The organism is Mucilaginibacter sp. SG564, from assembly GCF_013149275.1.
Taxonomy (GTDB): domain Bacteria; phylum Bacteroidota; class Bacteroidia; order Sphingobacteriales; family Sphingobacteriaceae; genus Mucilaginibacter.
In genome coordinates, this window is record NZ_JABGNA010000006.1 from 297,081 (window position 1) to 314,030 (window position 16,950).

9 protein-coding genes are annotated in these 16,950 nt (G+C 41.2%); 4 read left to right on the forward strand and 5 right to left on the reverse strand.

Going from position 1 to position 16,950, the window contains the following annotated elements:
• Positions 1-6 precede the first annotated feature (6 nt).
• From FHW89_RS15790 to FHW89_RS15800, 3 genes are all read right to left on the reverse strand, one after another.
• Positions 7-585, reverse strand: coding sequence for a DUF2290 domain-containing protein (locus FHW89_RS15790; protein ID WP_172336023.1), 579 nt, complete (start codon positions 583-585; stop codon positions 7-9).
• Between the two features lie 73 nt (positions 586-658).
• Positions 659-2,755 carry a DEAD/DEAH box helicase gene (locus tag FHW89_RS15795; RefSeq protein WP_172336024.1) on the reverse strand — a complete coding sequence of 699 codons (2,097 nt, stop codon included), beginning with the start codon at positions 2,753-2,755 and terminating at the stop codon, positions 659-661.
• 164 nt (positions 2,756-2,919) lie between these two features.
• Positions 2,920-3,573 (reverse strand): hypothetical protein, encoded by a 654-nt coding sequence (locus FHW89_RS15800; protein WP_172336025.1) that lies wholly within the window; start codon positions 3,571-3,573, stop codon positions 2,920-2,922.
• 875 nt (positions 3,574-4,448) lie between these two features.
• Here FHW89_RS15800 and FHW89_RS15805 point away from each other — a divergent pair.
• Genes FHW89_RS15805 through FHW89_RS15820 form a run of 4 tightly spaced genes read left to right on the forward strand, consistent with a single transcriptional unit; the run spans position 4,449 to position 11,240 of the window.
• Entirely contained in the window at positions 4,449-7,892 is a 3,444-nt protein-coding gene (locus FHW89_RS15805; protein WP_172336026.1) for a SusC/RagA family TonB-linked outer membrane protein, read from the forward strand.
• A gap of 13 nt (positions 7,893-7,905) precedes the next feature.
• Positions 7,906-9,486 carry a SusD/RagB family nutrient-binding outer membrane lipoprotein gene (locus FHW89_RS15810; protein WP_172336027.1) on the forward strand — a complete coding sequence of 527 codons (1,581 nt, stop codon included), beginning with the start codon at positions 7,906-7,908 and terminating at the stop codon, positions 9,484-9,486.
• 18 nt (positions 9,487-9,504) lie between these two features.
• Complete coding sequence (locus FHW89_RS15815; protein ID WP_172336028.1) at positions 9,505-10,338, forward strand: glycerophosphodiester phosphodiesterase family protein; 834 nt, start codon at positions 9,505-9,507, stop codon at positions 10,336-10,338.
• A 5-nt stretch (positions 10,339-10,343) separates the two neighbouring features.
• Entirely contained in the window at positions 10,344-11,240 is an 897-nt protein-coding gene (locus FHW89_RS15820; protein ID WP_172336029.1) for a glycerophosphodiester phosphodiesterase family protein, read from the forward strand.
• A 66-nt stretch (positions 11,241-11,306) separates the two neighbouring features.
• Here the strand turns inward: FHW89_RS15820 and FHW89_RS15825 are convergent, their stop codons facing one another.
• Together FHW89_RS15825 and FHW89_RS15830 are read right to left on the reverse strand one after the other, a co-directional pair.
• Positions 11,307-13,172, reverse strand: a complete 1,866-nt coding sequence (locus tag FHW89_RS15825) for a RagB/SusD family nutrient uptake outer membrane protein (RefSeq protein ID WP_172336030.1) — start codon at positions 13,170-13,172, stop codon at positions 11,307-11,309.
• Between the two features lie 21 nt (positions 13,173-13,193).
• Positions 13,194-16,313, reverse strand: a complete 3,120-nt coding sequence (locus FHW89_RS15830) for a SusC/RagA family TonB-linked outer membrane protein (RefSeq protein WP_172336031.1) — start codon at positions 16,311-16,313, stop codon at positions 13,194-13,196.
• Between the last annotated feature and the right edge of the window lie 637 nt (positions 16,314-16,950).

Consider the following 16,950-nt stretch of genomic DNA (forward strand, 5'->3'; position numbering starts at 1 on the left):
GGTTTGTTAATGACTTATATGAATGGATTTAGATTCATCGAGGTCTAGATAGCTCTTTTCTTCGTAAGTGCAATTAAAATCATCTATTGTGTGATATTTGATAAATCTTTCAAAATAGAAACTTCTTAAAATAAATGATATAAACTTATTGGGACTTAATGGTTTTGAAACAGGGATTCGGCAATTCTGAAAATTTCCTAATGTCATATGAATATAGGTATGATCATTTTTAACATATTTTTTTTCATCTGTGTCAAAATCGAATCTGATTGGAAAAGAAATAGATTTGCCATTTAAAATATCTGAAAACAACTCGTCACCAAAATGCAGGTCATCATAATCATCCGGTGAATCAAGAAATTTTTCTTTATTTGGACTGGGATAATATGCCAGACGATGTTTAATTAAGAGTCCTCTTTCAAATTCATACATCAATTGAATTATAGCCCCATCCAGTAGTATGAAGTTATAGGCCTTTTCTTTAATACACTCATTATATAAATCAATGTATGACTGATTCTTTAAAGTAAATGAAATGTTTTTGTAGTTATCCCATACAATAGCCTGGTTTTTTGAGGAGGGCATATTGTAATTGTTTACAAATCCGGTTCGAATTAACGAGTATGTTAAGGATATGATTTGTTTTATAAAATATTTATCAATTTTCATCCTCTTCAATAAGTTTCTTTATGAATGGTCTAAGTTCTTTAGGATAGTCTTCAATATTAGATTCCTTCGCTTTGATTCTTTGGATGATTTGAGGCAAAGAACTCAATGATTTTATTTCCTCTTCATATTGTAATTCTTCCTTTTTAGAAATATCTCTGCTTATTAAATTCATCTTTTGTATGGTTTTTGAATCAGGATAAATAAAATCTAATTCAAAGTCTTTATTCTTTACGTCTTTAAATTCTTTAGTTAAACTTTCCATTCGTTCACCGATTCCATATACCCTAACCCATGCTTTACTTCTTGTAATTGCTGTAAATAAAATATTTCGCCTTTTAATAAGGTCAAGGTTATGCAATATTGGATGTGAATAGCATTCTTGAGCATTGATGATATAGACCATTGGTACCTCATTTCCTTTAGCTCTATTTATGCCGGTAAATGTTATGGATTCTTTCTCAAAAAAATTGTCCGGATTTGAATCACCTGCGATATGATTCTTAATGCCTGCTTTAGTTAGTGAATACCTTATTTCATATACCTCATCTTTTGTAGTTAATGCCATTGGATTAATTACTATTATGTCTCGATGCAATAATTCGTCCTCTTTTAGGTTTTTAATTATATCTTTTACAATTGCATCTGACTGCTCGGTCTTTGACTTGAAACTTTTGAATATGATTAAATCATCTATATCCACATTGTCTTCTAAGTACTTGTGCGAGGCTTCATCAGGTCTATAGAGAGTTACTGAGTGTCCTGCTTTTAACATCCCATCTTTTACTTTATAACCCAAATCACTCCAAAGTTCGGGCTGATCAAAAAATTGAGCAAGTCCAGCCTTCCTATAAATTCCAAACCCTAAGGCATGAGCCGTTACTAAGACCGGTCTCGAATTTCTATAGCATTTTTTTAAAATTGTATCACTAGCATCTTTTCCAAATATTTTTCGAGGACTACGCAAAGAAGAGCCTTCATTTAGTTTTTGAAGTTCATCATAAGCATATATAAGTCTCTTTTTCTTTGTCAGAAGCATATAACAAATATTTAAGAAGGATTCGGATAAATCTTGTGCTTCATCAACAAGAATTGCATCATATTTCTTTATGACTTTATCTTTGTCGACTTCATCTAATGCTTTTCTGCAAACTGCATCAAATGGTTGTTTGCCAACTTTATTTGAATATATCTTTCCATCCCTATAGTCTAAATACTCAATATTATTATCCTTGCAAAATTCATAATATATGCCTGTATTTGATCCGCTACCCCACGCTTGAATAATTCTTATTTTACTTTCGTCAGGTTTTTGCCCCATTTTTTGAATGCAAAACAACTCAATCATCTCATAAAACTGTGTTTTTAATGCTCGCGTATTAAAAGTAACGGCAATATTCCATTCGGGATTTATTGCATGTAAATACGCAGCTTTTAAAGCAAGAACAATTGTTTTCCCAGACCCCGCTAATCCCCTAATTCTCTGCAAGCCGTCATGAAATTCAATGACCGCTTCTTCTTGTTGATTATCAAGATTTGCAATGGTTTCCTCTAAATTTTTAATAATAAAACCCCTTGAATCAGATCTTTTTACAAAACTTCTGTCAATTTTTGTCTTTATCTGAATTACAGACTGTATAACAGCTACAGTACGTGTGAAAAGTTCTGGATTAACCCATGAATTCAATTCGGCAATTAATTCTGAGACCTCTTCTTCTGTAGTAGCAGTATCCGTATAATCAATATTTGCGCATGCTGGAGCAAAAGTTAAAACATTGATATCGACTTGTAGCCTTCGTTTTTTATTTAATTCTGGATATTGGCCTAATAAAGAAGATAACTTTGTAAATAAATTATCTCTATCTTCTTCTCGATCTTTTATGATGGTTCCTTCAATCAAGTCGAATACTAACACTCCGTATTCGGGCGATATCCATAGAGCATCTAAAACACTGCTCTCACCTCCACTATACAATATTGGATATCCTATGTATAATTTCCCATTTAAAGCATCATTGGCTCTGAAAAAATTTATCAAGCTATCACTAGAGGCATTTTTATCGGTTTGTCCTTTTCTGATTTCTACCATAACGCAATTAAAAGCTACTAAGCTCTAGATTAAATTTTAATTAAAGAATTAATCTAAGGGGTTTTTTAGAATAAATAAACAGAATTGCATCAACTTTTAAGTTAAAAGAGATAAGTTAAAAGAGAATTGCATAAACTCCATGCTTGCAAAATAATACGGGCGTATTATCCAATCATTTTGGCTTCAGGTAAAGCCTTGGCAACGATGTGTTCTATCTGGCTGAGTTGTTCGGCGCTCAGGCGGTTTAAATTTTCCTGGCTCAGGATGGTATTGTTAATCTGGATATGGTTGTTTTGGCTTTTTACCACCTGCTGTTTACCGGTAGCGCCAACGGTTTCCAGGTAAAGCTTGGCCGCTCGGATATCGCCCTTGGTGGCCGACTGGAATACTTTGGCCATTAACCTGGGTGCCATCATTTTAAACTGTTCTATTTGCTCGGCATGTCCGGGATGGGTTTGGTATTCTTTTAAATGTTTGCTGATGGTTTGCCGGCTTAAACCGGTTTCTTCGGCCAGCTGATTTCTGGTGGGCATGCTGCCGTGCTCTTCGGTGAACCTTGAAATGGCATCGGTGATGGCCTGGTGGTTATACTCCCAAACCTGCTGATTGCTATCCAGCATAATTGGTTCTATTTTTTTCAGAAAATCATCCCGTTCCGTATCCCTTAAATTTTGCAGCATTTTGGTACAGACCACTCCTAAATATTGCCGTTCTGCCAGATCCAGGTTATCCAGATCATTTATCGTAATGGTTTCCAGAGCCATCAGGGCGGTGATCTTTTTCTCACTGTTTGTTAAAGTTAATTGCTGTGTTTTCATATTGCATTGGTCTTTTTATTTTTTATAAATATAAGCAATTTAATTTAAAAATGCTAAAAATATTAGTAATTTGATGGTGCTTGTAAGTTGTAAAAAGTGGGTTTACATAAATTCGGGCTTTTTACCCCAAAAATGGAATTAATTATTTGACTATTAAATAGTTATAAAAATGTTAACCCAAAAAAGTGTAAACCCATGTTAACCCACTTTTGGCCTACTTAGGGCTTCTTGATGTGATTAGGTTAAGGCGTTTTGCAAACCCCATAGGGGTTTAAAGCTTTGTAGGAAAAAAGGAGGCTTATTCAGTGCCATAGGTACTGAACTCCGGTTGCATACCTGTGGCATGCTAAATATTATACTTTGTTTACTACAAAGCTTTAAACCTGCCGGGTATCTTTACTTAGTTATACACATTTAACATTTACTTCATGGTTGGCCCTGAAGTAAAAATAGCCGGAAATGCCTCATTTTAAGTATAAAGCCCAATAAGGTATGCAGAAGCTTGTATGGTGAGTTATGAACATTGCCGTTTGGGTTTTTAACATATCAAAAACCTTAATACATCCTTAACCTAGGGGCAATGTATGGGCTATTATTTTAGCGGCGGAAAAAATCTACCTGGCTTTAATACTATAATTAACAAACGCGCTCCTGCCGTGCGCCTGTTTCTCTTCACAAAAAGCTACGCGTAGCGAATACAAAAGCGCTTTTCCACTTAATTCAGAAATTTATTTATAAAACTTACCGATGGAGGATAAAATTTGAAGATATAAGCCAGAGCCGGATGCAAAAAAGAGCGGGCTGTTCCACCAACCCACTCCCACTAAGCCATCAATAATTCATGATTATGCAAACCGACAAACCATTAAAAAGCTATGCGCAATTCTACAAAAAGAAATGTATTAAAACCACTATTCACTTTCTCTCACCTTATTTTTACAATCATTATCCTGCTGTGTTCCAGCACGCAAATTACCAGGGCGAAGGGTACCCTGCTACACCATTCAAGCCATATAACAGGCACCGGTTATTTAACCGAAGATAATGGCCACCTGGAAGGCAAGGTGCTGGACGAAAAAGATCTGCCGCTTATTGGCGTTACCATCCAGGTACGGGAAAGCGGCTCCAACGAGCTCAAAAAAACAGGCACCACTAACATCGACGGTACTTTTAGTATCAAAAACCTGGTAGCGGGTAAATCGTATGACCTTACCTTTAGTTACATGGGCTTTGATAAGCAAACCATTACCGGTGTGCAAGCCAGCAGCGGTAATATGCTGCATGTAAAAATGGTGCCATCGCCTACCAGCCTCAATGAGGTGGTGGTAACGGCCCTGGGTGTAAAAAAGGGCGCCAACAAAATTGGTTATGCCACGCAGGAAGTTAAAGGCGACGAGCTGGTAAAAGCCCGCGACTCCAATCCGATAACCGGTTTAACCGGCAAGGTGGCAGGCTTATCTGTAGCGATGAATGCCGAGCTATTGGGCCCGCCATCGGTATCGTTACGTGGCAACCAGATCACCCTTTATGTGGTTGATGGTATCCCCATCAGTTCAGATACCTACAACCTTAATCCGGATGATATTGAGAGTTATACGGTACTTAAAGGCCCTGCAGGTGCGGCGCTTTATGGCAGCCGGGCTCAATATGGTGCTATATTGATAACCACCAAAAAAGCCGGGAAAGACAAGGGCTTTGTGGTGGAATTCAATTCAACCAACTCCATGGATAAAGGCTTTATTGCCGAACCTAAAACCCAGCATGATTATGGCGGCGGTATGTACGGTCAGTACGCTTATGCCGATGGTTTTGGCGGGGGCTTGCAAGATGCGCAATACCAGTTATGGGGCCCCAAATTCAGGGGACAGCTTATTCCGCAATATGATGGCCTGTATACGCCCGATCAAACCTATACCACCAAATTTGGCGATCTCACCTATATAGGGCATATCAAACCAACGCCATATGTTAACAGGGGTTATGTGGATGGCAAAAACAACCTTGACCGTTTTATCCAGGCGGGTTATCAAACTACCAACAATATTTCCCTTTCGGCCACAGGCGAAAAATACGCGGCCCGTTTCTCGGCGTCGGAGTCAAACCAGCGCGGTATAGTGCCCAACACCGGTCTTAATATTTTTAACTTCAGCACTAATGCCAGTTACCAGCTTTCCAAAAGACTGACTTTTAATGCCGATCTGAACCTGACCAAAACCTATTCAAACAACGTACCGGATGTAACCTACGGGCCAAACAGTTTGATCTATAACCTTTCGGTATGGACGGGTGGCGAATGGGATGTTAATGCCCCCGATATCAGGAATATATGGGCACCCGGTAAAACAAACCAGGTTGCTATATTTCCGGAGCACGTACACTATAACAACCCTTGGCTGATGGTGGAAGACTGGACCCGGAGCCATGACAAGACCGATATTAACGGCTATTTATCCTTTAACTATAAGCTCGACGAGCATTTGAATATTACCGGCCGTTCGCAGATCACTACCTACTCTTTATTGAGGGCCGAAAAAATGCCGTGGGGTGCTTTCACCTATGCCCGTACTTTGGGACAGGGTGATTACCGCGAAGACAGAAGAAACCTATTTGAGAATAACACCGATGTATTATTGAATTATAATTATAATGCCGGTATCATCAATTTCTCGGGTTTGGTAGGCGGTAGTATGCGTACTTTCAACTACAACTCCAACTTTACCTCTACCGATTACCTGATCGTACCGAATGTTTACAATTTCAACAACTCGCTCAATACGCTCATGGTTAACAATTTTAGTTCAAACATGCGTGTATTGAGTAGTTATGCCTCGTTGGATGCCTCTATCGGTCAGTATGCTACCATCTCTGGAACAGCCCGTATCGATAAAACATCGGCCCTTCCCGAAGGTAACAACAGCTATTTTTACCCCAGCGTATCTGCCGCCTCGGTAATTACAGATTATATTAGGCTGCCCGAGCTGATATCTTATTTCAAGATACGCGGATCTTTTGCCACCGTACGTGCCGATGCTACTTCGGCAACTATTGGTGCTACGCCATTTAACGTGTTTACACAACTAAACGGCTCAACGGCCAACAGCTTGTTCTCGTCATTTTCACAATATGGCAATAATTACCTGAGCCCGTACGGTGGTCCGGATTATTCGCTGCAGCCGGTGTTCTCAACCAGCAAAATATATAACAATACACCTGCTGCATCATCGCCACAAAACATTTACCAGGAAAGCATCAAGCCGTACAACCGTAAAAACTTTGAGGAAGGTTTTGATATCCGCGTACTGAAAAACAGGTTGGGGCTGAGCACCACTTTCTTCCAGTATATCGATGGTCCGCAGATCCTGGCTAACGCTATTTCGCCAACCTCGGGTTATACCACTTATTACATTAATGCCCTAAAAACGCGTAAAACAGGCTTGGAGCTTACGCTTACGGCTACCCCAATAAAAACGTCAAACTTTTCATGGAATGTGATGAGCAACTGGTCTACCTATACCGAAAGGTACCTGGAGTTACCTCCTGGACAAACCTACTATAACACATTCTTCCAGAAAGGCGACAGGACCGATAAATTGTACGGTTCGGCATTTGTACGCTCCCCGGACGGACAGATCGTTTATGACGCGGGTGGTAAGCCATTAAAAAACCCGATCAACCAGTTCCTGGGTTACATGAATCCTGATTTTGTCTGGTCGGTAAGTAATAGTTTCCGGTATAAAAATTTCAGCTTCAGCTTTCAGTTTGATGGCAGCGTAGGGGGCAAAATATCCGATCGCTTATACTCGCTTACCATGCAGGGCGGCGCCAACATAGCAACTGTTGAAGGTGCTATAGGAAAATCACGTCTTGATGACGATACCAATGCAGGTGTTGCGGCTTATAAAGGTACCTATGTAGGTAGTGGGGTACAAGTATCAAATGGCGCGGCTATTAAGTATGATAATTTTGGCCATATTACCAATTACAATCAGCTACAGTTTGCACCCAACACGGCTACCAGTACGGTACAAAGCTGGGCCACGCAATACTATGGCCAGGTACAGGAAGGCTCATTGGTAAGTAAAACCTATGCCAAGCTGCGCGAAGTACAGATAGGCTACGACTTTCCGAAAGAGTGGTTAAGAAGCAAACTGATCAAAAAGGCTTCCATAACCCTGGTTGGCCGAAATCTGCTATACTTCTATGCCGACAATAAGTACAAGGGTATTGATATCGAGCAGTTCAACACGCCAATTGCTACATCAACCCTGCAAACGCCAACCACACGCCGTTATGGTGTTAACCTGAATGTTGTTTTTTAACAAGATGCGCACAATGAAAATAAATATAAAAAATGCGTTGCTGCTACTGGCAACAATAATTACCATAGTATCCTCGGGTTGTAAAAAGGACTTTACCGACAGGTACCTGAACAAGAACAAGCCAACCAGTGTACCGCCATCATTATTACTGAATAACATATTGAACAGCATGCTGGAGGCACCGGGTGGTCAGCTTGATCGTACCAATCAATATCAGTTACAGAACAATTCTTATTTTGGTAACAACCAGTATAACTTTGGTCCGGGCAGCAATTACTATCCTACGTTAACTGATGTAACCAATATGGAAAATGCCGCGGTAACACCTACTGCGGGCAACAACAACGCCTATCACGCGCTGGGTAAGTTTTTCAGGGCATACTTTTTTACCAAGATGAGTTTGCAGATGGGCGATATACCCATGACCCAGGCACTACAGGGTGATAAGTTGCTTACACCGGCTTATGATCCGCAAAAAACTGTTTTTCTGAATAGTTTAAACCTGCTTGAAGAAGCCAACAACGACCTGGCAGCACTGATAAAAACCAATGTTGGTGGGTTAAGCGGCGACATTTATTTTTCGGGCAACTTGCTGGCCTGGCAAAAGGTAGTGAATACCTATCGCTTAAGGCTATTGATACACCTGAGTAAAAAAACAGCGGATGCCGATTTAAAAGTTGCTCAACAGTTTACACAGATCCTGGCCGATCCGGTTAAATACCCTTTGATGCTGAGCACCGCCGATGATCTTAAATATGTTTGGCTTAACCCAACCAACAGGTATCCGCTAAACAAGGAAACCTTTGCTAATGGCGCTTTAAACAACAGTGCCGATACTTACGTAAGTTTGCTTACTGCCAATAAAGATCCGCGCGTATTTGTAACTACCGATCCGGCGCCGGGTTTGGTAACAGCAGGCGGCAGCCCTACTGATTTCTCATCCTTCCAGGGTGGTAATATCGGTTTAGATATGGGTGTATTGGCCAGCCAGAATGGTGGCGGAAAGATCAGCTATATCAACCGTTACAGGTATTACTCAGGCTATACCGGCGAAAATACCGCCATAGTTGGTTTTACCGAAATGTGCTTTAATATTGCCGAAGCTATTAACAGGGGCTGGGTAGCCAAAGGAGCTTTGGGCGATGCTGAGGCTTACTATCTGGCAGGTATTAAAGCATCTATGGCCTTTTATTCGGTGCCGCTTAGTGGCAGCATGACTGTTTATTCATTGCCTTTAGGGGTGCCTGTTGCCGGCCCGTATGTTAGTAATACCGTTAACGTAGATTTTGGTGCATTTTACGCCCAGGCTTCGGTAAAATACGCGGGTAACAACGAAACCGGTATCCGCCAGATCAATGAGCAGAAATATGTGGCTTTCTTTCTGAATAGTGGCCTCGAACCCTATTTTAACTGGAGGCGTACCGGTTATCCTGTATTTAAAACGGGTGTAGGTACCGGTAATAACGGTAAAATAGCTTTACGTTATAAATATTTCGCTGCCGAGCAATCGGCCAATACGGCTAATTACAACGCCGCCATCGCTCAGTATGGAAATGTGGACGATGTAAACGGGGTGATGTGGCTATTGAAATAATTTGATAACAACATCATCATGAAAAAATTGAATATTTTGTTTGTGGTTGCAGCGCTGGTTTTACCGGTTGCTGCAACTGCACAAACAGCTATTGCGGATGCTAATGGAGTTTTTACCGGCGTCACCGCGCACCGCGGCAATTCGGTTGAGTTTCCTGAAAATACTTTACCTTCATTTCAGGGTGGTATAGACGCAGGTGCCGATTGGGTGGAGCTTGATATCCGTACAACCAAAGACGGACAGATCGTGATCAGCCATGACGCGGACACCAAACGGACTACCGGTGTAGAACTGCTTATTCCCAATGCTACTTACCAGGAGCTGGAGCGACTGGATGTAGCGGCCAGCTTTCGTAAGGCCAAAGGACTTACTTTATCGCAATGCCCTGTGCAGCGCATGCCCTTGTTAAAAGATGCCTTGCTGTTGTTTATGAAACAAAACCGTACCCACGTATCTATGCATTTGAAGGTTGATTGCGTGACTGAAGCTATAGCGATAATTAAAGAAGCTCATGCCGAACAAATAGTGGGTTTTAATGATAGTGGTTTAGATTATGTTTCTAAAGCTAAAAAACTGGCGCCCGCTATCCCCATTTTTTGGGACCGGTTGCCAACAACCAATATCGATGAGGATATCAAAGTGGCTAAAGAAAGAGGATTTGAGACCATCGTAATGCATTACTCCGGAGTTACGCAGGAAAATGTAGATAAGATCAAAGCGGCTAATCTTAAAACAGGTGCCTGGACGGTTGATGATCGCCCGACATTCGAAAAAATGCTGAAACTGGGTATAGAAAGGATTTATACCGATGATCCGAAATTATTGATAACGATTAAAAAAGAACTAAATTAACAGCTATGGAAAAAATAGGATTAACACTTGCCTTCATTATTTGTGGATTAAGTGGCGTTTTCGCCCAGCAAAAGTTAGATGTGGAAGGTCACCGTGGCGGTATGGGGCTGATGCCTGAAAATACTATCGCGTCTATGCTCAATGGGGTAAAAACTGGCGTAAGAACACTGGAGCTCGATCTGAATATAACCAGCGATGGTAAAGTAGTGGTATCGCATGATCAATGGATGTCATCGGCCATTATGCTTAAACCCGATGGCTCGGAAATAACTCCGGAAGAAGAAAAAAGCCTGGCCCTGTATAAAATGACCTATGATAGCATTCGTCGTTTTGATGCGGGTACCAAGCCCAATGTCCGTTTCCCGAAACAAGCCAGGTTGAAAACTTATAAACCCTTATTATCAGATCTAATAGATAGCGTGGAAGCCTATGTTAAAAAGAATAAGCTTAAGCCCGTTTATTACAATATCGAAACCAAGAGCACCCCGGCAGGTGATGGCATTTATAACCCCACCCCTGATGTTTTTGTTAAATTGATGATGGATGTGATCAGCAGCAAGCATATCAATAAACGGGTGATTATTCAGTCATTTGATGTAAGAACACTACAGGTTTTGCATAAAACAAACCCTAAGATAAAACTCTCTTACCTGGTTGGGAAAATCAACGTAGAAGATGATCTGAAGAAATTAGGTTTTACCCCCAATATCTATAGCCCATATTACACTTTTGTAAATGCCGACATTGTAAAGAAGGTACATGACAATAAGATGCTGATATTACCCTGGACCGTAGATGAAGAAAAGGATATGAAGGCACTGGCTGATTTGGGCGTGGATGGTATCATCAGTAACTATCCCGATAAATTGGTGCAGCTATTTGGCAGTTACCAATCAAAATAACTAAATCGTATTTTAATAAAAAAGGGATAAAGCAAAGCTTTATCCCTTTTTTATTAAAGGTAAGTGTTACGGGATCTTGTCCAACGCCGGAACATTACTTGCCGAACCGGCATACCCCTTGTTTTGATTGATATGCCCGTTAATATTTAACTGAATATCGTTATTCGGGATGGGCCATAACACGTGATACGCTGATATGGTAAAGGTATTACCAGAGTTGGTTACTACACCTTTGTTATAAAAATCATTCTTTTCAGTAATGCGGTCAAAAAAGAAATTTGATTCAGAGAAGTTATTTACATTATAGGTTTTGCCGGTATAAGAAGGCTTGCCTGTTAATGCAAAAATATAGGCTATACGGGTAAGCTCCGTTTTACGTGGCTCCTCCCAATAAAGCTCTCTGGCTCGCTCATCAAGAATAGTGCCGATGTTAACTTTGCTGGCATCGGTTAATGGTGCGGCTTGTGCCCTTGCCCTCACCACATTCAGATCGGCCATGGCACTGTTTAAGTCGCCTTTCCATACATAGGCTTCAGCTCTTAATAAATAGGTTTCAGCCAGGCGAAACACGTACCAGTCTGTATTGGTACCACGAGGTGGGTTCCATGATTTATCAGTAGCGATATTGGTTGAGCTGATGAACACTTTGTAATGCGGCCAGCCAAACCAACAGCGAATGGTATCTTTTGCTCCATTCAAAAAGCGGGTAGCTACGTTATCTTTAGTCCATTGTTCCAAATGTTTTCCATACCAGTCAGGGTCTGATGTTTTCAGTGCCGGGTTATTATAAACCAGGTCGGTCATATTCATCCAGTTGCCAGGTGCGTGTCTTAGATCAGTGTTATCTGTCCAAATATATTGGGTGCTATATGGTGTACCGCGATAGCGGCCAATACCTCTGCCATAGTAAAGAGTGAGCGGTATTTCGGCAGTAATCGCGTCAACAATACCCGCTTTTTTCTTACCCGGGGTAAGTATAACGTTGGCTTGCGAATAAAAAGGTGTGGTATTACGCATCAATTGCGAACCAAGATTGGTATTACCTTCCAGGTTTTCACGATCAATCACTAAAAACAACGCTTCGGTGTTGGATGCTATTGATTTATTGTCCGGGCGGTGCAGGTCCCATATCACGTTCTTAGTTACATCGGCACCTGTGCTTCCAAAACGGGAGGTCATTAAATGATAAGGTCCCGAGTTAATAACGGAATTAGCTGCGGCAATAGCATCGTCAAATTTACCCAGGGCCAGATCAACCTTGGTTAATAAATGGCTTACGGCGCCTTTGGTCACTTCTCCTTTATTACCGCCATCTTTAACCCATTGCTGCGCAAATTCCAGATCGGTTTTAAGTCTTTGTAAAATAACTTCACGCTTTACGCTAACGTAAGATACATTGGGCGAAGTTTCCTGTTTAACAGGGCAGGGCACATCACCAAACTCATGTACTAAACGGTAATAGCAGTAAGCGCGGTGAAAATAAGCGGCACCCAGAATGGCATTCTTTTGCGCGTCATTATCCCATTTAACATTATCAATATTAGAGATGATAGCATTGGCATAACCTACGCCCTTGTACCACTGTGTCCAATACCAACCTATTTTATTATAATCGTCGCTATTGAGGTTGGCCGTAGGCGTTATACGCACGTTCAGATCCTGGGCAGGTGTTGTTTTATCTGTGGTGCCTTCAACAGCTACATCTGAAAAAATAGATTCAGTAAGCATTGGGGCCGAGTCTCCAAAAAACTCTGCACGCAAATTTACACTCAGGTAATTGAGCGCCGCCTGCATAGCCGGAACAGAAGTGTAGGTTACCTGGGGCGAAAACTGCGAAAGGAGTTTGGGTTTTAAAAAGTCTTTTTTGCAACTTCCGGCAATAACAGCAGAAGTTAGCGTTACAATTGCTAATATTTTATTTATCTTTTTCATGTTTCTTTTCTGATCAAATTTTTAAAACACAACGTTTAAGCCTACAGACATATATCTTGGCGTTGGACCATTATTTTCCGGATCCCAGAAATTCCAGTCGGGTGAATAAACTGCGGCGTTGTTTACGTTGGCATACAGTTTCATGCTTTGCATTTTTAGGCGGTTAACCCATTGTTTTGGGAAGTTGTATCCTAATGAAATCGTATTGAGCCTGATAAAAGACGCCTTGCGGTAAACGTTAACGGTGGTTCCGCTGAAGCCTGAGTTAAGGCGCGCGTAATCATTAATAGGGTTGGTTGGCGTCCAGTAGGGTTGCACATATGATGTGCTGCGGCCAAAGCCAACGCTACCCGGGCTATTTAAGGCCTGGTTATATTGCTTTAGCTGTCCCCAGTTTGAAAGCAGAAGAAATGAAAAATCAAAGTTTTTATAAATATTGAAATCATTACGTAACGACCAGGTGAACCTTGGCGATCTGTAGCCCAGGTACTGTTTATCGTCGTTGGTGTATTTATATTGGTTGGGGCCGCTGTTTACCAGTTTCTCCAGTTTAAAATCGCCGGGCACGGCACCGTATTTTTTGGCTTCATCTTTTTCGTCAGTTTGCCAAACGCCCAGTACTTTGTAATCCCATACCACGTCAATATCCTTGCCTATAAACCAGCCATTGCCTAAGTCGCTGTTCTCAACCATGGTAGTATTGCCATTGGCATCGGTAACGGCAGCCTTGCCATACAAGTGTTTGATGGTATTGCGGTTAAAGAAAAAATTCAGTGTAGTGTTCCAGATGATGTTGCCTTTTGTAATGTTCTTACTACTTAGGTTAAGCTCCATACCTTTATTGTTCAATTCGCCAATATTGGCAATTACGCTTTTAAAACCAGTAACATCCGGAATAGCTCTTTGTACCAGCAAGTTGGTTGTTTTTTTGTTATAAACATCAATAGAGCCGCTTAAACGGTTGTTGATAACGGTAAAATCCAAACCAAGGTTCAATGAGGCCGTTTGTTCCCACTTTAGCTGATCATTCTGCATCTGGCTTACATAGATGGCCGAGTTGGCAGTAGCTACACCTGTTGGACTAACAAGGGGATATTTACCGGTAGTGATCACCGAAAGCGCCCTATATGGGTCAACAGTGCCATTTCCATCTCTTAAGTCGCGGTTACCATTAACGCCATATGAAACACGCAACTTGGCATAGTTTAGCCATTCAGCTTTTTTCATAAAGCTTTCATCAGTAAATATCCATCCTAAGGCTACCGATGGGAATGTAGCCCGTGGAAATCTCTGTCCAAAAGCCGAATAGCCGTCCCGGCGTACAGAAGCGGTTAATAAATACCGGTTTAATAAGGTATAATTAACGCGGCCCATTAAAGCGTCGCCGGTATATACACGGTCATCACTGCTTACGGATGGTTTATTACCCGCGCCAATGTTATGAAAGCTCAGATCGTCATTGGGGCTGAAACCTTCATTATACTCATAGGTATACCATGATTGATATTTTTCCTTATTGGCTAACAAGGTAACATCAATATTGTGTATCTCTCCAAAAGTGTGGTTCCATTTCAGCAGGTTATCAATCTGGTACGAATACCGGTTTTCCATTGCCCGACTTGCTGTACCACCCACAATGGTATTGTTTGGATTTTTTGACGAGGTATGGTAGAAGTTACGATAAGAGTCAAAACCAGGTGTAAAGTTGGTTTGAAAAGTGATACCGAACGGTAGTTTTAGCTTTCCATACAGATTAGCAAACAAGGTGTTCTGTATGTTCATGCTTTCATCGTAATGATTATTCAAAAAAGGATTACGGGCATTTAAGCCGGCATCATCGGTAGGTATCCGGGCTAACTCACCTGTTTTAGGATCATAAAAGTCACCATAGGGAGAGTTGTTTGTAATTTGCGTCCAGTCGGCTTCAATAGCGCCTTCATTTCTAACCGCGTATTGTGCATTCATACCCAGGGTTAAGAATTTACCAGCCTGGCCTTCCAGGTTCATTCTGGCCCTAACGTTGCTGAATTGCCCGCCCTGGATCAGGTTTTGGTTTTTGGTATAATTTAATGACATATAGTAATTAACCTCATCCTTTTTGCCAGACATGCTCACGGTATGATCCTGCCGGAAACCCTTGCGAAAAACCAGATCGGCCCAATCAATGGTTTTGTCGGCCACATAATTGGCTCTTTCATTAGGAACAAGTCCCAGCCTACTTAGCCACTGGTCAACAGGATCGCCGGTAGCGCCTGTCAGGGCCATCCACTGATCAACCGTTACACCTGCAGGCAATTTGCGCGGGTCGGTATATTGATAGTATGGATTAGTGGTATTGGTACTTCTCAGCACGTCTGCACGCCAATCTAAAAAGCCCTGCGGGCTGTATACTTTCTGGTTTTTTGAAAGCTCGGCCAAACCGAAATTAGTGTTCAGGGTAATTACCGGAGGACCATTCTTGCCCTTTTTTGTAGTAACGGCTACCACCCCGGTGGCTGCTTTTGAACCATAAACCGCAAGGGCGCTCGCATCTTTTAAAACATCAACAGATTCAATATCATTGGGGTTAATGTCTGCCAGCTGACCATTGTAAATCACCCCGTCTAATACAATAAGGGGGGAAGTATTGGCTGTAAGGGTGGTTTTACCGCGTACCAACAGGTCGCCTCCACCTTTGGCCGAGGTATTCATGCTTACCGAAAGACCAGCAACATTACCTTTAAGAATGTCGCCGATACTTGTAGGGTTTTCATTTTCAAGCTGAGTTGCTTTTACACTGGATACCGACCCGGTAACATCCTTTTTTTGACGGGTGCCGTAGCCGACTACTACTACCTCGTTTAATTGTTTATTATCTTCGGCAAGGGTAACATTGATCTGATTCCGACCGTTTATGGGTTGCTCTTGACTGGCGTAGCCAACTATGCTAAACACGAGGATTGCATTTGATGGTGCATTAATAACATAATGGCCTTTGAAATCGGTAGCAACGCCTTTTCCTGTTCCTTTTACCTTAACGGTTACTCCTGGTACCGGACCTTTATCGTCCTTAACTGTACCAGTAACAGGCAGCTCCTGGGCCAGGGCAAGCATACTGCTGGCCAGGAAGAATAGAATGAGGAGAGTAATTTGTTTTCTCATAATTTTAATAGTATTAATTAATTGGTTTAAGTGGTTTGCTTTGATTGAAATAGTGCCGGTATACCCTTACATACAAGCACACAGACCCACTGTAAGGGATCTGCGCGACCTGCCCAAATGATTTAATGAAAGCAATACGGAGATTTTTAATCCCAAGTGCCTGGGATTAAGCCTGTTTTATTATTGTAATATAGTTGATACTATCAGGCATAAATGGCCGTTTATATAGAAAAATGTGAGGATTTTTTCTTCATATTTGTATTGCTTATTAAAATTTCGGTTGAATTAGGCAAAAAAATCCCCTGCAACATTCAATGTTGCTGTTTGACTAAAAGGGATACGTATTGATCTCGGTAGTGCTGAACCCACTGCCGATTTCTTTTTTTTGGAAGACCTGATTTATTTTTTCATTGATCTAAGGTTTTGGGTTAATGGATACTGCTTTTATTGCACCTGTAAGGTAATGCCCAAACAGTATTCACGTTTTCGCAGGACAATGAAGTTTGCAGGTTTATAAAGCAGTTATAGTTAATAATTAAGCTGTTTTTATAATTAATTAAAGCGCTTCTTATTATTTGTAATTGGCAAAATACTAAACTGTATTTACCAAAAATATCCCGGGAGATCAGGTTTTCAT